The following is a 20,837-nucleotide window of genomic DNA, read 5'->3' as shown; positions in this document are numbered from 1 at the left end:
ATGGTGAATACACGCAGAGCCGGGAGTCTCGCCGCCGGGCTCCTGCTGGTCGCGGCGCTGACGTCCTGTGGCCGCGATAAGCGGGCCGAGGACCTCGATCCGCCGCAGTTTCCGGAAACCTCCGCCGGCACCACCTCGGCCGAGCCGTCGCCGGATGCGAGTCCGGTACCCGGCGCGTCGACGTCGGCGACGCCGGGTAAGCCCGGCGGGACGGCGGGCAGACCCGGTGGGACGGTGGGGCGGTCGCCGGACCAGCCGGCCCGGCCCGGTGCCGGAACACGGCCCGCCGGTCCGCCCTCGGAACCCGGAGACCCGGCCAACCCCTGCGGGACCCCGCCCGCCGGTCGCGCCGCGGATGGGAGGGCACAGCAGCGGATCGTCTTCCCTGCCCTCGGCACCCATCAATGGCCGGACGACGAGGTGACCATGCGCGCTTGCGCCACGTCGGGACTCCCCGTTTCCTATCAGCTGCCGAACGGCGGCCGCGGTGGCGGTTGCTGGACGTCCCAGATCACCAACGGCACCACCCGCGCGTATTTGGTGCCGGTGACCTGCGCGATCACCGCCACGCAGGCGGGGAACGCCGCCTTCGCGCCGGCTCAGCCCGTCGTCGTCACCTGGAAGGTGGACAGGCTGGCGGTCAAGATCGGCTGGCTGGGTTCGGCGGACACGCTGGTCTATTCGCCGGCCAACCCCGTCGTGACACTGCAGGTGCGAGTGACGGCCATGCATCCCATCCCGAGATTGTCGATCTACGGGTCCGCGAGGGGGGCCTGCACCCTCTCGCAGATACCGAGGAACATCGGTGGGACCGGCGGCGCGGCCATCACCTTCGACGTGCGGGTCGCCCTGGAGGATCCGGGGGCGCAGGGCGGTTCTTGTGACCTGCAGGTGAACGTGGATTCGAACCAGATCGCCAACGGCAGTCACGACGATCGCCACTACGTCGTCAGGAGATGAACCAGGAGGACGAGACCGACCCGGCGGCGACGCTGTCGGTCGAAAACGCGGGTCCGGTCGTTCAGCACGGCGATCTGGCGCTGTCCGGCGGGCTCGTCGCGGGCCGGGACCTCACGGTTCACGGCCCCGTCAACGTTCTCACGGACGACGGAGCCCCGTTCGGCGACCAGGTCACGCGGCCGGGCCGGGCCGCGGATCTCTGCCCGTATCCCGGTCTGGACGCGTTCGACGAACGATCGGCCGGGTATTTCCACGGCAGGGAAAGAGATGTCGACGCCGTACTCGCACTGCTCCGCCGGGCGGCACTGGTGGCGGTGGTCGGGTCGTCCGGCAGCGGTAAGTCGTCGCTGCTGTCAGCCGGTGTGCTTCCGGCCCTCGCCGACGGCGCTGTCGCGGGCTCGGCTGAGTGGACCGCGGTGCCGGTCCGGCCCGGTACCCAGCCGATCGAGCAGCTGGCGGCCGTCCTGGCGAAGTTCACCGGCGCCCGCGCGAACGAGATCGCGGCGGCACTTCGTGCGAAGCCCGCGTGTTTCGGCGAATTCGACGCACAGGTCCGGGTCGCCGTCGGCGGACCGACGATCTGGGTGATCGACCAGCTGGAGGAGGTGTTCGACCCGGCGGTGGATCCCGGCTCACGGGCCGCGTTTCTCGCCGCGATCGCCGGGGACTCGTCCACCGAGACGAAGGTGCTTGTCGCGTTGCGGTCGGACTTCTATCCGCACCTCGATCAAGAACCCGTACTGGCGGCGGCGGTCTCGGCTGCCCAGCACCGGGTGCTCCCCATGGGGCCGCGCGCCATCCGCGAGGTGATCGAGAAACCGGCGGACCAGGTCGGATTGCGCGTGGAGCCCGAACTGGTCGACCGGATGCTCGCCGACACCGACGCCGCCGAAAACGCGTTGCCGCTGTTGTCGTACGCGTTGGCGCAAACCTGGCGACGCCGGCGCAACGGTTGGCTGACCCTCGCCGAATACGCGAAGGCGGGCGCGCTCGACGGCGCGATCGACCACGCCGCCGAACTCGTGTGGGAGTCGCTGAGCCAACGGCAGCAGGCGACGGCTCGCCGCATGATGTTGCGGCTGTCCCATCTCGGCGAGAACACCGTCGCGGTGCGCCGCCGGGCCCGGCTCGAAGATCTGGTGACCGACGCCGACGACGAGTCCGCCGTCCGCGTGGTCGCCGATCGGCTCGCCGCCGCCAGGATCCTCACGATCGATTCGGACCCGGCGACCGGTGCCTCGGTCGTCGACATCACCCACGAGGCGGTGCTGCGTGCCTGGGCCCGGCTGCGGAACTGGCTGACCGAGGACAGGGAGACGAAGCGCGCGCAGGACGACCTCAGCAGTGGCGCGGCGGCGTGGGAGCAGCACGGCGCCGACCCGAGTTATCTGCTGCGGGGCGCGCGGCTCGCCGCCATCGAGGTCGCACGCCGCTCGGGAAGCCTGACGGCGAACGACGTCGAACAGCGGTTCCTCGCGTTGAGCGGTCGTCTTGAGCATCGGCAAAGATGGCGGTCCCGGCTGCTCGGTCTCCTCGCCGCGGCGCTGGCGGCCGCGGTGGCGATCACGCTCGTCGTCGTGGCCCAGCAACGCCGCATCAGCAGGGAAAAGACCGTCGCGGACGCCGTTTCACTCGCCGCGAGGTCGCGTTCAGTGAGCGGTCAGGAACGAGACCTCGCAGCCCTGCTGGCCGTCGCAGGGGCGGAAACCGACGACAACCCCGTCACCCGCGCGGCCGTCATGGACGTGGTCTCCTCGCGCGGTGGCCCGCTCGCCTATCTTTTCCCGGCGGGACGTCGCGCCACGACCGTGGCGGCCAGGTTCACCCGCGACGGGGCCGCGATCGTCGGTGCCGACGATGGTTCGGTCTGTGCCCTTTCGCCGTCCGACGGCCACCGGATCGGCCCCTGTTTCACCGGCCATCGTGCCAACATCAGCGCCGTCACGGCGAACGCCGACCTGGTCGCGGCCGCGGACGCGACCGGTCTGGTGACATTGCACCGGACAGGCGTCGCGGCACCGGTCCTCGACCCGGTCACGGCGACTTCCACCGTGGTCGGCGTGGCACTCGACCCGGCGCACGGCCAACTGTTCGCGGCCACCCGCTTCGGTGCGGTCGAACGCTGGAGCCTGACCGGCCGGACGACGCCGCTGCCGCCGCTGGCACAGAGCACCGATGTCGTGGCGCTCGCCGTCGCCGACAAGACCGACCAGGTCATCGCCCTCACCACCGCGGGGGAGCTGAAGCGCTGGCGCCTCACCGACGGGGCCGAGCTGCCCGGACTCGCCGGACCGGGCACCGTCTCGACCGGCACCACCATGGGCTTGGACGTCGTCGGCGGCACGCGTGTGGTGACGGCCGACGAAAGCCGGATCGGCGTATGGGATCTCCGCGCCGAGCACCCGCCATTGTGGACGGACGCGGCGGGCGGAACCGCGGTCGCGTCCTCCGGTGACGGCGAAACGGTGTTCGTCGGGTCGGATACCGGCACGATCACTTCATGGCGGCTCGCCCCGGAACCCTTGGGTGTCGAACCCACTCGCCCCGGCCTCGTGTCGGCCGTCGTCGCGCTCGGCAGCGGAGACGGGTTCCTGGTCGGGGCGGATCGCGACGGCCGGGTGATCTCGTGGGACCTCAGTGGCAGACGGTCTCCAGCGGGTACGCGGCTCGCCGAGGCGGCCGGCCCCATCCAGGCCGTCGCCAGGAACCCCGGCGGTGCCATCGCGTCCGGGGGTGCGGACGGTGTCGTCCGGGTCACCCGTGACGGGTCCACAGTGGATGTCCGTGCGTTCGAGGGCACCGTCGTCGGTCTCGCCTGGCGACCGGGGGGAACGATCGCGGTGGGCACCGACCACGGAGTCCTGTACGAACTCGACCCGGCCACCGCGGGGACGCGGACGGTGTTCGACCGGCCGGGCACGGCGGTCACCGCTGTCGCAGCCGACGGCAGCGGGAGGGTGGCCGTCGGCTTCACCGACGGCCAGGTGCTCTTTCCCGATTCGCCGGGTACCTCGTTCACCGCCGCGAAAGGCGCCGTGACGGCGCTCGCGCTGAGCGTGGACGGGAACACGGTCGCCGTCGCTTCCGGTGACGGTGTCTCCGCGCCGCCGCAGATCTCTTTCGCCACGAAGAGCGACCGGTTCCGAGACGTCCAGACCCGCACCGGGCACACCCTGCCGATCACGAGCCTCGCGTTCAGCCCCGATGGGCGATCCCTCGCCAGCGGCAGCGACGACAGGACCATCGACATCCGGAGCCTGGCCGACGGCACGGTGAAAAGCACGCTCCGCGGGCACACCGACATGGTCCTGGCCTTGGCCTACTCACCGGATGGCACGACGCTGGCCTCCGGAAGCCAGGACGGCACCCTCCGCCTGTGGGATGTCGCCGGCGGACTCCAGATCGGGCGTCAACTCGAGTCCGGCGCAGGCTACGTCTGGTCGCTCGCTCCCTCGCCGGACGGCGCGAACCTCGTCGCCGCCAACGGATCGACGGTCGTCGAATGGCCGTTGAGCAAGAAGGCCTGGCTGGCCCGTGCTTGTCGGCTGGCCGGGCGCGGCCTGACCGACGACGAGCGGAATCGCTACCTGCCTGGAGGGACGTCTCTACGGCCCTGCGCGTGATCGGTGTACTTCCTGGCTTTCGTCAGTGCTTCGCGGACGAGCCTCCGTCCGCGGCGCCGGTGCGCGCCACCAGGGATAAGGCACCCCGAACAGCTTGTTGATCAGTACGGCGAGCAGCGCGATGAGAAGTACTCCGATCAGCACCGCGAGGACCTGTGACGGGGTGTGCAGGAGGCCCAGCGCGATGATCAGGGTGGTGGCACCGGCAGGCGGATGGGGTGTGCCGAGGGCCGCCATCGCGGCGCAGGTGATGCCCAGCGCCAGCGCCGCCGCCCCGATCCTGGCCCACGATGGATGCGTCAGATCCGGGGCGGCGGTGAGCAGCCCGGTGGCGGCGAGGCCGGTGAGGCCCGCGAGGACACCGGCCAGGTGACCGAGCACCGTGTTGCGCGGGCTCGCGCCGGGGGCGTCCGGACTGGCGAACACCAGGAACGCGGTGGGCCCGAGTGAGGGGAACAGCAGCGGCGCGTCGGTGAGGACCGCGCAGAGGCCGATGAACACGATGCACCCGAACGCGCTCAGTGCCACGTACGCGGTGCGGCGGATCCGGTTCATTCCCAGCCACGGCGCGGGTTCCGGGTCCCGACGGCGCCGGGCGCGCGCCGCCGGTAGACCACGTACGGACGCAGCAGGTACTGCACCGGAGCACTGAACGCGTGCACCAGCCGGGAAAACGGCCACAGCGCGAACAGCAGCATCCCCAGCGCGGTGTGCAGCCGGTAGTCCAGCGGCGCCGACGCCATCAGGTCCGGCTGAGGATCGAGCAGGAGGATGCCGCGGAACCAGGGCCCGACGGTCTCGCGATAGTCGTACCCGCCCCGGACGCCGTTGTCGACCAGCGTGGTCGCCAGCCCGGCGAGCATCACCAGCACGAGCACCACGTACATGTACCGGTCGCTGACCGAAGTCGCGCGGCGGACCGCCGGGACCCGCAGCCGCCGCCACAGCAGGAGCCCGAGGCCGCCGACCGCGACCAGTCCGGCGAGACTGCCCATCCCGAGCGAGATCAGGTGGTAGGCGTGTTCGTCGAGCCCGGCGAATTCGGTGAGGCCCTTGGGGACGAACAGACCGAGCACGTGGCCGCCGATCACCATGAGCAGCCCGACGTGGAAGACCGGGCTCGCCACCCGCAGCATCCTGGACTCGTGGAGCTGGCTCGACCGGCTCGTCCAGCCGAACTTGTCGTACCGGTAGCGCCAGATCGTGCCGAAGACGAGCAGCGCGATCGACGCGTAGGGCGCGGCGCCCCACAGCAGCAGGTCGAGTCCGGAACTCATCGGCCACCTCCGGTCGGGAACGGGTCGAGGCCGACCAGCTCGGCCGGGGGAGCGGCGGGTCGTGGTGCGGGGGCGGCCGGAAGGGTGGCCAGTACCGCGCCGACGACGTCGCGATAGGGAGTGTCCATAGTGGACATGTTGCGGTGTAACAGGTCCAGCGCCGGATGGAACCGGTCGAGTACCTCCGTGGCCGCGGCGGGATCGGCCGCCGCGGCGAACTCCAGTATCACCGGCAGGAAGTCCGGCAGCTCGTTCTCGGCAGGCGCGAACCCGTTGGCACGGTAGAACCGCCGCAGGGCGGCCAGTGTTTCCCCTCGGCGGCGGGTGTCGCCGTCGAGGAACCAGCTCAGATGCAGCGTCCGCCGCGGCTTGCGGTCGAAGACCTCGATGTAGTGCGAAGCCAGCGCGCGAGGATCACCTTGGCTCAGGTAGGTCACGGCGCGCGCGAGTCCGTCGTGGCCGGGACCGCCGGTCTCGCCGAGGCAGGCGCGCAGCAGCGGCAGTTTGCCGAGGACGGCGTCGTCCGGATATTGCAGGCACCAGCCCGCGATCTGGCGCAACGCCGCGTGATGCCGCGTGCCGACGGCGCGGGAACGGGTGAGCCTCACCGGTCCTGCCCGCCCAAGGTGGGGAACAGCGCGTCCGGCCTGCCGCCGTCCGCCCAGCTCACGAGGTCCACTGTGGACTCACCGCCACCCATTCCCGGGCCGCCGTCGACGTCGAGGCTGCAGCGGGTGGCGATGGCCTCCAGATCGTGGGCCTGCCCGACACCCGCGGTGGGGATGACGTAACGCTCGTCGTATTTGGCCAGCGCGAGCAGCCGGTGCATCGCGAAGATCTGCTCGCCGGTGAGGCCGACCGAAGCGGGGATATCCTCGTCGGTCTCCTGCCCGAGGTTCACCGCCCGCATGTAGGACCTCATGGCGGCCAGCCGTCGCAGTGACCGCCGGACGGGACCGGTGTCCCCGGCGGTGAACAGTTCCGCCAGGTACTCGACCGGGATGCGGAGCGCGTCGATGGCGCCGAACAGGTTGTCGCGGTGCTCGCCGTCGTGGCCACTGCCGCTCACCGCGTCGACCACCGGCGACAGCGGCGGGATGTACCAGACCATCGGCATCGTGCGGTACTCCGGATGCAAGGGCAGCGCCAGCCGGTAGTCGTGGATCAGCTGGTACACCGGTGATCGCCGGGCCGCGGTGAGCCAGTCGTGCGGGATACCGGCCGCTTCGGCCGCCCGGATCACCGCGGGGTCGTGCGGGTCGAGCAGCAGATCGAGCTGGGCGGGGTAGAGGTCGTGTTCGTCGGCGACGGACGCCGCTTCGGTGACCTTGTCGGCGTCGTAGAGCAGCACGCCGATGTAGCGCAGCCGTCCGACGCAGGTTTCGGAGCAGACGGTGGGCTGGCCGGCTTCCACCCTCGGGTAGCAGAAGGTGCACTTCTCGGCTTTGCCGGTCTTGTGGTTGAAGTAGACCTTCTTGTAAGGGCAGCCGGTGACGCACATCCGCCAGCCGCGGCACTGGTCCTGGTCGACCAGCACGATCCCGTCCTCCTCGCGTTTGTACATCGCGCCGGAGGGACAACTGGCCACACAGGACGGATTGAGGCAGTGCTCGCAGATCCGCGGCAGGTAGAACATGAAGCTCTGCTCGAACTCGAATTTGATCCGGATCCCGAGTTCCTCGCGCAGCTTTTCGGCGATCGGGTCCTTGACGCCGTGTTCGGTCGAGCCGCCGAGGTCGTCGTCCCAGTTCGGGCCCCAGGAGGGTTGCGTGGGTTCGCCGGTGATCGCCGAGCGGGGCGCGGCGGTGGGCACGTCGTCGCCGAGCGGCGCCTCGATCAGGGTGGCGTAGTCGTAGGTCCACGGCTCGTAATAGTCGGAGATCTCCGGCAGGTCGGGATTCGCGAAGAGCTTCCCGAGCTTGCTCAGCCGCCCGCCCGCGCGTAGCCGGAGGCGGCCCTTCGACGTCCGTTCCCAGCCGCCCTTCCAGCGTTCCTGGTCCTCGTAACGGCGTGGATATCCCTGCCCCGGCCGGGTTTCCACGTTGTTGAACCACGCGTACTCGGTACCTGCCCGGTTGGTCCAGGCCTGTTTGCAGGTCACCGAGCAGGTGTGGCAGCCGATGCATTTGTCCAGGTTCATCACCATGGCCAGTTGCGCCAGTACCCGCATCAGTAACGCACCTCCTGGGAACGGCGGCGGATCACGGTGACCTCGTCGCGCTGGTTGCCGGTGGGGCCCAGGTAGTTGAACCCGAAGGACAATTGGGCGTAGCCGCCGATGAGATGGGTGGGTTTGATGAGCAGCCGTGTCAGCGAGTTGTGCGTGCCGCCGCGTTTCCCGGTGGCCTCGCTGCGCGGCACGTTCACCGCCCGATCCTGCGCGTGGTAGAGGAAAACGGTGCCCGCGGGCATGCGGTGGGAGACGATCGCCCTGGCCACCACGACACCGTTGCGGTTGACCGCCTCGATCCAGTCGTTGTCCTTGGCGCCGATCGCTTCGGCGTCGGACGGGCTCATCCAGATGCCCTGCCCGCCGCGCGACAGGGTGAGCATGTGCAGGTTGTCCTGGTAGGTCGAGTGGATCGACCATTTGCTGTGCGGGGTCAGGTAGCGGACGGTGACCTCCGCGCCGTTCCCCGGTTCGCCGGAGAGGTGGTGCGCGCCCAGTGGCGGCCGGTAGACCGGCAGCGCCTCGCCGAGTTCGTGCATCCAGTCGTGGTCGAGGAAGAAGTGCTGACGCCCGGTGAGCGTATGCCAGGGTTTCCCGTGCTCGACGTTGATCACGAACGCGGAATACCGCCTGCCGCCGCTTTCGCTGCCGGACCACTCCGGACTGGTGATGACCGGAGCGGGCCGGGACCTGGTGTCGGCGAAGGAGATCCGCTTGCCCTCGTGCTCGGCCGAAAGATGCGCCAGTTCGGTGCCGACGCGTTTCTCGAGATCGCGGAAGCCTTGGGTGGCCAGCCGTCCGTTGGTGGTACCGGACAGGGCGAGCACGGCGTCCGCGGCCTTGATGTCGGTGTCGATCAGCGCGTGACCCAGAGCGGCTCCTGTCGTCGCGACGCCGTTCTTCGCGCGCAGCCAGTCCAGTTCCTCGCCGACGTCGTAGGTGATCCCCTTGCTGGTGGCGCCCAGCTTCTCCAGCAGCGGCCCGAGGGTGGCCAGTTTCGCCGCCACGGCGGGGTAGTCGCGTTCGACGACGGTGAGCCGCGGCATCGTGACACCCGGGATGGGTTCGACGTCCCCGTCGCGCCAATCACGTACGACGCCGCCGGGCTGCGCGGTTTCTCCCGGCGTGTCGTGTGTCATCGGGGTGGCGACGAGATCCTTGCGTACGCCCAGATGGCGTTCGGAGAGCTCGCTGAACCGCTTCGCGATCGTGTGGAACGCCTCGAAGTCGGTGCGGGTCTGCCACGGTGGATCGACGGCGGCGTTGAAGGAGTGGATGAACGGATGCATGTCCGTCGACGACAGGTCGTGCTTTTCGTACCAGGTCGCGGCGGGCAGCACGAGATCGGCGAACAACGTGGTGCTGGTCATCCGGTAATCGATTGCCAGCATAAGATCCAATTTGCCGACGGGGGCGGTGTCATGCCATTTCACCGATCGCGGCCGGGCTTCCGGCGGTGCCTCCTCGCCGCGGAGGTTCGCGTCGGTGCCCAGCAGATGACGCAGGAAGTACTCGTGTCCCTTGGCCGAGGAGCCGAGCAGATTCGACCGCCACACCGTGAGCACCCGCGGCCAGTTCCGTGGCTCGTCCGGATCCTCGGCGGCGAAGCCGAGCGTGCCCTCGCGCAGCTTCGCGGTGACGTGGCGGGCCGGGTCGATGCCCGCTTCTTCGGCCTCGTCGACCAGGTCCAGGGGATTACGGTCGAAAGTGGGGAAGGAGGGCATCCAGCCCAGCCGTGCCGACTGCGCGAGGGTGTCGGCGGCGCTGGTCCCGGCGAGCGCGCCGGGAGCCAGCGGTGAGGTCAGTTCGTCGTTGCGCAGCGCGTCGTAGCGCCATTGGCCGGTGTGCAGGTACCAGTAGGCGGTGCCGATCATCTGCCGTGCGGGCCGTGCCCAGTCCATCGCGCCCGCCAGGGTCGCGTGCCCGGTCAGTGGGCGCACCTTCTCCTGTCCGACGTAGTGCGCCCATCCGCCGCCGTTGCGGCCCTGGCAGCCGGTCATCGTCAGCAGCGCCAGGAAGGAGCGGTAGATGGTGTCGGAGTGGAACCAGTGGTTGGTGCCCGCGCCCATCAGGATCATGCAGCGGCCGCGGGAGGCCTCGGCGGTCTCGGCGAACTCCCTGGCGATCCGGGCGACCCGCTCGGCCGGGACCGAGGTGATCTCCTGCTGCCATGCCGGAGTGCACGGTTCTGCCGGGTCGTCGTAGCCGGTCGGCCAGCGGCCGGGGAGGTCGGCGCGGCGCACGCCGTACTGCGCCATCAGCAGGTCGAACACCGTGGTGACCAGCCGCCCGCCCGCTTCCACGGCGGGCACACCCCGGCGCAGCACGCCGTCAACGTCGAACCGCGGCAGCAGCACCTCGACACCCCGGTGGCCGGGATCGTCGAGCAGGCTCAACCGCGGCACGATGTCGCCGAGGTCGAGGTTCCAGCGGCCCTGGTCGTGCTCGTTCCAGCGGAAGCCGACCGAACCGTTCGGCACGACCGGTTCCCCGGTGCGGTCGTCGACCAGCATGGTCTTCCAAGCGGGCTCGGCCGCATCGGTGTCGCCGAGATCCGCCGCGGTGAGGAACTTCGAAGGTACGTAGGCGCCGTCTCGTTCGGTCAGCGTGACCAGGAAGGGGAGGTCGGTGAACCGGCGGACGTAATCGGTGAAGAACGGGACCTGTCGCTCGGCGAAGAACTCGGTGAGGATGACGTGCCCCATGGCCATCGCCAGCGCGGCGTCGGTGCCGGGGTGCGGGGCCAGCCATTCGTCGGCGAACTTGGTGTTGTCGGCGTAGTCGGGGGAGACCACCACGACCTTCTGCCCGCGATAACGCGCTTCGGCCATCCAATGCGCGTCCGGTGTCCTGGTGACGGGGACGTTCGAGCCCCACATCATCAGATACGCCGCGTCCCACCAGTCCGCGGATTCCGGGACGTCGGTCTGGTCGCCGAACACCTGCGGCGAGGCCACCGGCAGATCGGCGTACCAGTCGTAGAACGAGAGCATCGGGGCGCCGATCAGCGCCATGAACCGAGCCCCGATCGCGTGCGAGACCATCGACATCGCCGGAATCGGGGAAAAGCCGGCGACCCTGTCCGGGCCGTAGCGGGAAATGGCGTGCACATGGGCTGCGGCCGCGATTTCCGCTGCCTCGTCCCAGCTCACCCGGACCAATCCGCCTTTTCCGCGGGCACGTTGATAGGACAGCCTCTTCATCGGGTCGTCCATCACCGATGCCCAGGCGACGACCGGGTCTCCGTGCTGCCTCAACGCCTCGCGATACATTTCGACCAGTACGCCTCGCGCATACGGAAAACGTACCCGGGTCGGGGAATAGGAATACCACGAAAAAGAGGCGCCTCGCGGGCAGCCTCGCGGTTCGTACTCGGGCTTGTCCGGTCCGACGGAGGGATAGTCCGGGTCCTGGCTCTCCCAGGTGATGATCCCGTCGGAAACATAGACGTTCCAGCGACAGGAACCGGTGCAGTTCACGCCGTGCGTCGACGGGACCACCTTGTCGTGGCTCCATCGATCCCGGTAGAACGCGTCACCCTCCCGGCCTCCGGTGAGGTGTACCGAGTGCAGGTCCGCCGATCCTTCGGTGCGGGTCAAATAGCGGCCGAGGCGGAGCAGGGCGGAGGTCGCCGCACCTTCGGCGTGGCTATTCACGCTGTTTCCGTTGGTCTTTCGTGGCGAGCGCACGCTCGCGACCTCCCGACTAAAGTCGTGAATGAGGCGGACAGCACGAACAAGACATGCTCAGTCTGTCCGGGAACGCGGCAATGCTAGCCGCACCGGACGTGTGCTGTCCTTTCGCGAAGGTGACCATCGGTTGTGGATCACTCGAAAAGACCAATAAGTAAATGTATTGGTAATGTAGTGGTAATTGCCGCGAGAAACTCGATTATTCCGTTTGGTCGGCCGATCGAAAAAGACCTGTACCTCAGGCGGCGGTCGCGGTCGCGGTGAGCACCGCGGTGGCGATCATCGGGGCGTGCCCGCCGGTCGGTCGGCAGGCGGAATCTCGATCCGGCTGCCGATGGAGCTGCCCGAGGTACGTGACCTGTTCCGGCGGGCCACCCTGCAGGGCGCGCCGTCCGCGCCCCGAGGAAGTCGCGCTGACCAACCGGCGGCGCTGGGAACCCGATGGAACCCGGGTTCCCAGCGCCGCCGGGACCTACTCGGCAAGGTGCCCTGGATCGAGGTCGGCCCCTTCGGCCCCGGGCCCCGCACCGGCACCCTCGATCCCACTCCGGTGGCGGACCACCCGGTGCCCGTGAAAAGTACGGGCCAGGCGAGTCGATTTCAGTTTCCGCATACCCACCTCCGCTGTGAGCAGTCGGGGGGTGGTGCCGTGTATTCGTACCCGCCGTTCGGTCCGAGCATGATCGTGTGTCTGCCGTTGTAACCGCGGGGACTCGTGACCGCGAGCAGGATCGCCTGCTCGAGCTCCGCGTGGGTCGGTGGCCTGCCTAGAGCGTTTTCGAGATCGGTATAGGTATTCCGACCGACGGAATTGTTGTGCAGGTCCATCAACTCGTTATGGCGGTCGTTGCCCAAAAACGCCTCGTGTGCGTCGGTCAACGCCTTCGCGGTGCTCGGGCCGACAATACCCGTCAGCAGGCCGCTCCAGTACGCGTGCTGGAACGCGTTGCCGATCGTCCCGTCCGGCGGGCCACCCTCGTCGTCATCGGTGCCTCCTCCGCCGAAGTGTGCTCTCGCCCGGGCAACGGCGTCCTGCTTCGCGTCGAACAGCTGCCACATGGTGGCTGGGCCCGTGACGGGAGTTGCGAGAATATCGAGGTACAAGACATGTTCCCGGTTGGTCAGCGGCGGGGTTTCTCTTTCGGAGAAAGGAATCGGGCGGTATGTCTTCCTGGGCCCGGTGCCCGGGAATTGGGTCGGGTACTTGGCCTCCAAGTCCCTTTGTTCCACCTCGGTGACCGTTGGCCACTTGCCGGTGGGGTCGGTCAGCCTGACCGGGTTGTTGTGGGCATAGGTGTGGGTGGCGAGGTTGCGGGGGTTGGTGATCCCGCCCGCGGCCTTGGATCCGGACATGAAGTCGGCAACAGCCGGATCCGCGCTCGCCCACAGTTGCGTTCTCGGGTTGTAGTAGCGAGCCCCGTGGTAGTAGAGACCGGTTTCCTCGTCGAGTTCCTTGCCGGTGAACTTGTACGGCGTACCGCTTTGGCCCGTCTTCTCTTCCACCCACGTCTCGCCGAACGGCAGGTACTCGAGGTGCTCGGTGACGTTGCCTTGCCGGTCGGTGACGTAGCCGGAAGAGCCAAGGTGGTCGGCATGGAAGTAGGACTGGGCGTTCTCGGGGCCGTCGGCGGCGACGGTTTTGGTGGTGAGGCGACTGTCGCCGACGAAGATGTGTTTGAAGCCGGTCCCGTTACGTTCGCTGTAGCCACGGTTGGGGTAGAGAGACAGGCCGTCACCCTGTTTGATGACGCGTTCGCCTGCCATGTCGTAGGTGTAGCCGACAGTGGCTCCCTGGCATCCTGCCGGGGTTTGCGGGACCGTCGCCGTGGCGGCGTCCTGGTTACAGGCGAGCCGGTTCTCGTCATCCCACACGTACTGGCGTCGTTTCCCGCTCTCGGCGATGTTCACCGTGTCGGTGAGGTTGCCGTTCGGGTCGTAGGCCTGGGTGATCGGGCCGACCGTGCTCGGCGCGTGCGGTTTTCCACTGCCGTAGTCGTATTTGTAGTCGTAGCTGGTCTCGTCCTGACCTCCGACCGGTTCGATCGGTCCGACCGTCAGCGGGCCTGGCGACGCCGGGCTCCCTCCGCCACCACCGACCGGCGACTCAGGACTCAACCCGCGGTTCAGCGACGCCGCTTGAGCGGTCGTGCCGGTGATCTCGTGATGCTGGGTTTTGGTGGTGGTGTTGTGGATGGAGTCGTAGCTCAGCGCCAGGGTGTATTTGTCCTGCTGGTTGGTCTTGGTCGTGTACTGGCCGCTGGCGGAGGTGAGCTGGTAGAGGTCGTCGTAGCCGAATGTCTGGCTGCTCGGGCCACCGATCGTCGGGTTCTGTGGCGTGTTGTTGGTCAGGGCGGTGACGTTGCCGACCTTGTCGTAGGTGTAGCCGAGGTTCTGGAACTCGGTGGCACCCGGTGTTTTCGACTTCAGGGTGGCGAGCCGGCGGTCGGCCTGGTCGTAGGTGTAGGTGGTGCGCACCCCGTTCCCGGCCTGCTGCAGGACTTTCTGGCCGAACTTGTCGTAGTCGAGGCGGCCGAGGTAGCTGTAGTCGGTGCCGTTCTTGGTCCCCGTGGCGCGGGTGACCTCGCCGCCGGTGTCGTAGTCGTAGCGGAGGATCTCCCCATCGGGGTAGGTCATCTGCAGGACCCGGTTGAACGCGTCGAAGCGCCATCCGGTGGTGTAGCTGCGATCCGCCTGCCCGGCGATCTTGATCGTGCGGGTTTCCCGGATGGTTTCACCCAGCGGTCCGTAACCGCGGGTGAGGGTCCCCGCCGCGTCGCGGATCTCGGTGATCCGCCCGGCGGCGTTGTCCGGCGCACCGGATGCGCCGTGGGTGTAGGTGACGTTGTTGGCCGGGAAGGCCGGATAGCGGACCGCGGTGAGACGGTTGTGGTCGTAGTCGTACTCGACCTGCTTGCCCGTTGCCTTCAGGTTCGCGGTGATCTTCGCCGTCGGGTTCCCGGCCAGGTCGTAGCGCGTCTCGGTGTGGCCCGCGTCGGGGCTTTCCAGGACGGTGCGGCGGCCGAGAGCGTCGTAGCCGGAGCGCGTGGTGTTGGTCTTGTCGTCCACCACGGTGGTGAGCTGACCCAGCGAGTCGTAGTCGTAGCTGGTCCAGATCACCGGCTGGCCACCCGCCGGGTTGAATTCCTTGACCGCGGTGGTCTTTTCCCGCAGGTCGGTGTAGCTGCGCTTCTGTTTGCCGTTGCCGTCGGTCGCGATGGTTTCGAACCGGGTGACTCCGGCGCGGTCGGGGCCGAACCCGTAGGCCATGGTGGTCGTGACCTCATCCGGCAGGACCGTCTTGACCGGCCGGTCCAGTACATCGAACGACACGCGAGTCGGAACCACCGTGTCGAAGGCGGCGTTGAACGCGGCGTTGCCCTTGCCCTTGGGTTCGGTGACCGGGTGGTACTGCTCCACGGCGCGGCCGAGGAAGTCGAACTTGGTGCGGCCGGACACCGTCATGACCTCTTCGGGTGTGTCACCGGGATTGTTCGCGACCGACGCGTCCTTCTTCGTCTGCAGCACGCGTTTGAGACCGTCGGTGAAGGTGACGGTGTCGATGGTGTCCTCACGGACACCGGCGGCGTCGCGGTCGAGGTGCCGGGTCGTGGCATAGGGGACCGCGGCTTCGGGGTGATAGTCGAAGTCGATCGTGACCTTGCCCGACCCGATCTCGTACGGTCCGGTGACCGTGTCCAAGCGTCCGGCACTGTCGTAGCCGCGCAGCACCTGCTGACCGTTCTGATCGGTGGTGCGTTCTGGTTGCCCGTACTTCAGGTTGTGCGTCGCGCCCGACCGCAGTCCGAAGCTGTCCACAATAGACTCGACGTGGACGCCGACGATGGTGTCGTAGCCGTACTCCAGCCGGTAGCGCTGACCGGTCTTGTTGGCCGGTTTGGTGACCGACTTCAGATTCCCGTCAGGGAAGTACTCCAGGTCGGTGTCGGCCGAAACGGTGTCGGTGAGGTACTGGCGGACCTGCCGCACCGCACCCGTCACACAGTCCACCGTGGATTCACTGTGCCTCGACGCGGTGCTGCCGGTGGTGCCGCGCTGGTTGAGCAGATTGGCGGTACCGACCAGGTTGAGCGCCCGGCAAGCCGGGTCGGACGCGGTGTAGCCGTAGGTGGTCTCCACGTCGTCGGAAACACCCTCGTCGGCGGCGTCGAACGAGCGGATCAGGTTGCCGTAGTCGTCATACGACATTTCGGTGTAGGTGGACTTGCCGGGTTTCTCGGCGCCCTCGTAAAAACGTTTGTCCACTCGGGAGAGTCCCACGAACACGCTGCCCGGCGCGACATCGCGTGTCTGATAGGTGTTGACCGTTTCGGCGAAGGGCCGCCCCGTGCCGTCGGTGGTGAGGGTACGGGCGAGCAATCCACGGGTGTGCGGGCTGTCCGTGCGGTACTCATCGGTGGTCGAGCGGTAGAGCGCCTCGGCAGCGCTGGGGTCGCGCTGTTCGGTGACGACCTTGCCGAAGCCGTGGAATTCGCGTTCGAGCCGATCGTATTTGCCCTGTTCGTAACGATAGGTGGTGAGCTGGGAGTCGGCGCCGTCGCCGGGGTGGCCGTCGGACACGGTGGTACGGGACAGGACCCAGTGGGACTCGGGCATCGCCTGAGTGTTGCCGGTACGGGCGTAGTCCAGCTCGACCCGTCCACCCAACGGCCGGTTCACCGCGCGAAGCAGATTGGTACGGCCGGTCTTGTTGACCGCGACCAGCAACTCGTTGTCACGAGTGGATTTGACGTGATCCGCCAGCCCGTCGCCGTTGACGTCACGCAAGCCGATCTCGGCGCGGCCGATGCCGGTGGAAGCGTTGACGCCGGGATTGAACACGAAGGTGCCGATCGGCGTGGGGACAGGGAACGTGAAGTAGACGCCCGCGCCGAGAGTGGCGTTCTTGTCCACGGCGATGTCGGTGAAGCTGCCGCGGAACGGGGTGGGGGCGGTGAAGCCGGTGCCGGTGTTGATGGCCACCTTGATCGGGTTGGCGCCGTCGGTGAAGACGCGGTCGGTGAGCCCGTCACCGTTGACGTCGAGCATGCTGGCGTTGGTGAACGAGGTGCCGAGTTCGGCGGAGAGACCTCCGGCGAAGCCGTAGTTGTCGACGTTGAACCCGAGGTTGACGCCCAGGTTGCGGGTGGAGGCGTCGTTGATCGGGCCCGCCGGCCAGGGTTCCTTGGCCGCGAAGCTGTAGCCGAGGTTGAGTTGGGCGTCGCCGTTGGCGAAGACCTTGTCCGGGAGGCCGTCACCGTTGATGTCGATCAGATCGACGCGGGTGTCGGACTCACCCCCGCCGAGGCTGCCACCGATCCCGAGCGCCGGTTGGACCGGGCCGTTGGTGGCGGTGTTGTTGCTGCTGCCGGCTTCGGGCGCGGCCAGGCCCAGCGCGCTGGCCAGGGTCGCGGCCTCGCTGCCCGCGGAGTACGAGACGTTGCCGGACAGGTTGTCGGTCTCGCGGACGTTGCCGCCGAGAGTTCCCCGCCGGGAGCCGAGCGCGCCGTTCATGTCCGTGAACTGGATCTCCTTGGCGCCGACCACATCCGGGAACCGGTCACCGTTGAGGTCGACGTAGTCAACCGACCCGGCGGTGATGCCACCGACGACGGTGCCCCCGAATGGACCGGCGGACAGCGTGCCGGACACCTGACCGGTCACGCCGCGACGCATCACCGTGCGGTCACCGGCGACATCGGCGTCGGTGACCACGTCGATGGTGTCCGCGCCGAGCCGGGAGCTGGTCGCCATGGTGCCGGTGAACCAGGACGATTCGTCCTGCGCCGCCCAGCCGCCTTTGGCCGGGTTCGGAGCGAAGATCGCCAGCCGGGGCATGGGGATCCGGGGGTTCGCGGCGAACCCCGGGATGTCGGCTTCCTTGGGTTCCCGGGGCAGGGCGTCCTTGAAGCTCTGGTCGATCGCGAGTTCGGCCTGTTTGATCGGTTGGGTGGCGCGGTCGCGGTTGGCCTGGTATCCGATCACACCCCAGCCGCGGTACGGCTGCGGGAACGCGCCCTGCTGCGCGGAGCCGTGTGCCGCGCTCGGCGCCGGGCTGAACGTCGGCCATGGGGACGTGAGGTCGTAGGTGACCTTCGCGGACTGTTCGGCGACCAAACCGAACAAAGTGGAATCCGTTGTGGAGTGGTCGAAATACAGCTCGTCGCCCTCGGTGACCGGGACGACCACGTCCAGGTCCTGGCCGGGCGAGCCGTACTGCCCGTTGACGATGTCGACGACCCGCTTGCCCAGCAGTTGCCCGCCGCGTTTCTTGACGGTGAACGCGATCTTGGTCGCCCCGGGGAAGCCGAAGTTGAGCTTCACGCCCGGCCGGACCCGTAGCTTGCCGGTCTTGGTCACCTTGTAGGTCTGCTGCGGCGCTGTGAGGGTGTCGGCGGGGTACATGTCCACGTCGACCGGCGGGCTGATCACCAGCGTCGGCTGACCCTTGTCGTCGACAAGGGACTCCACCCCCGGCGCGGCCGTGTAGTGCGCCCTCGGTACCCAGGACACCGCGGAAACGTCGATCGGGGAGTCGGTCCTGATGTGCCATGACATCTTCTCGAACTGGCTCACCGGGAGGCTCACGTCGATCGCGGTGGTCCCGGTCGACCCGGCAGGCAGGACCTTGCGGAACACCTCCGCCGGAGCGTGCACCCCGTTGCCCTTCGTGATCACCACGGTCACGTCGTCCGAGGTCACCTTGCTCTTGACCACGTCACCGGTCAGCCGGAGCGTGCCGGTCACCGGCACCATCACCTGCGATGAGCGGCCGCCGAGCGTGAAGTCCGACGACGCGCGGAACACGGTGTTCGCCAGCCCGTTCACGTCCGTGCCTGCCGCCAGGTCGGTGTAGGTGATCGTCGGATCCCACGCCACCGTGTCGTACTTCCCGTCCAGAATGGACTGTGTGCGGAAGTAGAGCGCGTCGCCCTTCTTCACCGCGATCGCCGACACATTGGCCGGGGTGAACTCGGTGTGGTCGTCCGGGCCGATTCGTTGCGCCCAGAGTTCGGTGTCCTTGGCCTGGATGGTGACCCGCACACCGTCGGCCTTGGTGTACGCGGCGCGCGCGGGCGAGGGGTCCACGGTCAGTTGCACCCGGCCGTCGACGCGCACGGTGCCGCTGAACGGCGCGACCCAGCGGCGCACGGAGTCCAGCAGCGGCGAGTTGTCGACCTGCTGGTTGAACTGGGCGGTCTGGTCACCGACGATCTCGCCGGTCACCGCGCCACCGCCGACCGGCACCGGGGTACGGGTGGAATCCGCGCTGTAGGCGGGCTGCCCGTTGGCGTCGAGGTAGCCGAACAACACCCCGCCGTTGTTGACCAGGTCGGTGATGCCGTCACCGTTGACGTCGCTGAAGAACCGGTCCGACGTGGTCGTGGTCCCCACGAAGTCCAGCTGCGCGGCGACAGCGAGGACGAACGCCTCGACACCGATCGTGCCCGACAACGTCCGCTCGGTGGAAATACCCGGCAGGTCACGCAACTTCAGCGGTGTGTCACCGAACTTCGGCGTGCCGCCCGGCGCGGCCAGATTGGGCCGGTAGTACACGTCGTTGTCCTTGCGGAACACCTTGTCCGGCAGGTTGTCGCCGTTCACGTCCACCAACGCCGACAGGCCATCGGATTGGCCGGCGTTGAACCCGACCTTCAGCCCGACGCCACCCTGCTTGACCGGCAACCCCTGCACGTTGTAACCGGCGAACAGGTGCGCACCGAACCCGACGGAGGTGTTCGCCGAGATCGCGCTCGCCTCACCTTCACGGATGTTCACGCCCAGGTCGTCATCCGGGACCGACCAACCGGCGGCATCGGCGAACCCGGTGTAGTTGCCCGCCTGGTCACGCACGTCGTCGAAATAGTCGAACGAGTGGGTGTTGAACAGCTTGTCGTCCTCGCCGAACTGAGACACCGACGCCAGCAGCGTTTTCGCGAACGCGCCGGTCCGATAGTTCAGCTCGTAGGCCCGGATCAGCTGGTCGTCCAGCTTGATCTCGACCCGCCGCAGCAGATCGGCGGTCACCTTCTTGAACCCGCCCCTGGCGTCGATCTGCACATCGCCGCGACGAGGCTCACCGCGGTCCCGGTCACGCAGGAACGTCACCGAGTATTTGCCTTCGACGTCACCGTGGCCGGTGTAGGTGATCCGCTGCGGATACAGGTTGCTGCCCGCCACCGTCGACTTCTCGGTCCCACCGTCGTTCACCCGCGCGTAGCGGTAACGCATGAGATTGTCGTTGGCGTCACGGACCTCGCGCACCGCCCACGTCGCGATGCGGCCCGCGTTGTCGGTCAACGTCGTATCGGCCGCTCCGCCGAACAGCATGCGAGTGCCCGCCTTGTCGGTGACCTCCCACCAGTAACCGGCCGGATTGTCCCCGTGGCGCACGATCCGGTCGAACCGGCTTTCCACGCGTGCGTGGAAAACCTTCTCCGCCGTCCGCTTCTGCAACTCGCCCCGGTGGGCGACGGGGGTGAGCTGCTCACCGTTCAGGAGGTAGGTCTCGGTCTCCAGGGCAGCGTCATACCGCGGTACTCCCCAGCGGGTGTCGACCGTGACCGTCGGCATGGCGACGTCCCACCCGACACCCAGCCAGCCGTTCGCGCCTCCGGAGCTGTACGCCACCGCCAGCTTCGGCTCCAGACCCGCCCGTCCCTTGGGCACCTCGAGCGGGTAGGACATCCGCGCGTCGCCGGAGTTGTTCGCCGACGGTGGCGCGATCAGGTTCACCCCGGTCCCCGGATCGGCCGCTTTGATGTCCTTGATCTGGTTGGGGTTGAACGAGGTTCCCTCCGGATGTTCCGGAGCGGCCACCGCCCCCTCCGCGCCTGATGCCTGCCCTGTCCCGCGCACCGAGGCGGGTGGGACCACCATCGCCACCAACGCCAAGATCAAGGCCACCATCACTGCCTTGTGGTGATGACGAACCGGACGAGCCCACGCGAAGGCAGACATGCCCTCGACCCCCTCTGGATCAATGAATGTGGCTATCAGGCCCGGCGAAGAGCGACAAACGTTGTCGCGCACGGGATCGAGCGGTGATGCGGGCAAAGAAAGGCGATCGATCAAATGGTCGTTGCCGGATTAGTGCATCCGGACGAACATCCCCTTC

General features: G+C 68.1%; 9 protein-coding genes. 2 read left to right on the top strand and 7 right to left on the bottom strand.

Annotated features, from left to right (window positions below; translation table 11 throughout):
- Window positions 1-960 carry a hypothetical protein gene (locus ACZ5ZX_RS18875; RefSeq protein WP_465503281.1) on the top strand — a complete coding sequence of 320 codons (960 nt, stop codon included), beginning with the start codon at window positions 1-3 and terminating at the stop codon, window positions 958-960.
- Window positions 957-4,583: an nSTAND1 domain-containing NTPase gene (locus ACZ5ZX_RS18870; RefSeq protein WP_465503280.1), complete on the top strand. Its 3,627-nt coding sequence runs from the start codon at window positions 957-959 to the stop codon at window positions 4,581-4,583. The genes ACZ5ZX_RS18875 and ACZ5ZX_RS18870 overlap by 4 nt, the downstream gene beginning before the upstream one ends.
- On the opposite strand, the gene ACZ5ZX_RS18865 is transcribed toward ACZ5ZX_RS18870, so the two are convergent.
- The 7 genes from ACZ5ZX_RS18865 to ACZ5ZX_RS18835 all read right to left on the bottom strand — a co-directional run bounded on the left by ACZ5ZX_RS18865 (window position 4,566) and on the right by ACZ5ZX_RS18835 (window position 20,539).
- Window positions 4,566-5,138, bottom strand: coding sequence for an HPP family protein (locus ACZ5ZX_RS18865; protein WP_465503279.1), 573 nt, complete (start codon window positions 5,136-5,138; stop codon window positions 4,566-4,568). The genes ACZ5ZX_RS18870 and ACZ5ZX_RS18865 overlap by 18 nt on opposite strands.
- Window positions 5,135-5,860: a respiratory nitrate reductase subunit gamma gene (gene narI, locus ACZ5ZX_RS18860; protein ID WP_465503278.1), complete on the bottom strand. Its 726-nt coding sequence runs from the start codon at window positions 5,858-5,860 to the stop codon at window positions 5,135-5,137. Before narI ends, ACZ5ZX_RS18865 begins: the two co-directional genes overlap by 4 nt.
- Window positions 5,857-6,468, bottom strand: a complete 612-nt coding sequence (gene narJ, locus ACZ5ZX_RS18855) for a nitrate reductase molybdenum cofactor assembly chaperone (protein ID WP_465503277.1) — start codon at window positions 6,466-6,468, stop codon at window positions 5,857-5,859. Before narJ ends, narI begins: the two co-directional genes overlap by 4 nt.
- Window positions 6,465-8,030: a nitrate reductase subunit beta gene (gene narH, locus ACZ5ZX_RS18850; RefSeq protein WP_465503276.1), complete on the bottom strand. Its 1,566-nt coding sequence runs from the start codon at window positions 8,028-8,030 to the stop codon at window positions 6,465-6,467. The genes narJ and narH overlap by 4 nt, the downstream gene beginning before the upstream one ends.
- Window positions 8,030-11,719 carry a nitrate reductase subunit alpha gene (locus tag ACZ5ZX_RS18845; protein WP_465503275.1) on the bottom strand — a complete coding sequence of 1,230 codons (3,690 nt, stop codon included), beginning with the start codon at window positions 11,717-11,719 and terminating at the stop codon, window positions 8,030-8,032. Before ACZ5ZX_RS18845 ends, narH begins: the two co-directional genes overlap by 1 nt.
- 241 nt (window positions 11,720-11,960) lie before the next feature.
- Window positions 11,961-12,143 (bottom strand): hypothetical protein, encoded by a 183-nt coding sequence (locus tag ACZ5ZX_RS18840; protein WP_465503274.1) that lies wholly within the window; start codon window positions 12,141-12,143, stop codon window positions 11,961-11,963.
- A 179-nt stretch (window positions 12,144-12,322) separates the two neighbouring features.
- Window positions 12,323-20,539 carry a SpvB/TcaC N-terminal domain-containing protein gene (locus ACZ5ZX_RS18835; protein ID WP_465503273.1) on the bottom strand — a complete coding sequence of 2,739 codons (8,217 nt, stop codon included), beginning with the start codon at window positions 20,537-20,539 and terminating at the stop codon, window positions 12,323-12,325.
- Window positions 20,540-20,837: the final 298 nt, after the last annotated feature.

Source organism: Amycolatopsis sp. NPDC033938 (assembly GCF_055575975.1).
The sequence above is the reverse complement of the archived record's forward strand: the minus strand, read 5'-3'. Positions and strand labels throughout refer to the sequence as shown.

What these genes read in the sequence shown, in the direction of transcription:
- narI (WP_465503278.1), bottom strand. Translation starts at nt 5,860, where the DNA reads ATGAGTTCCGGACTCGACCTGCTGCTGTGGGGCGCCGCGCCCTACGCG.
- ACZ5ZX_RS18865 (WP_465503279.1), bottom strand. Translation starts at nt 5,138, where the DNA reads ATGAACCGGATCCGCCGCACCGCGTACGTGGCACTGAGCGCGTTCGGG.
- ACZ5ZX_RS18875 (WP_465503281.1), top strand. Translation starts at nt 1, where the DNA reads ATGGTGAATACACGCAGAGCCGGGAGTCTCGCCGCCGGGCTCCTGCTG.
- narH (WP_465503276.1), bottom strand. Translation starts at nt 8,030, where the DNA reads ATGCGGGTACTGGCGCAACTGGCCATGGTGATGAACCTGGACAAATGC.
- ACZ5ZX_RS18870 (WP_465503280.1), top strand. Translation starts at nt 957, where the DNA reads ATGAACCAGGAGGACGAGACCGACCCGGCGGCGACGCTGTCGGTCGAA.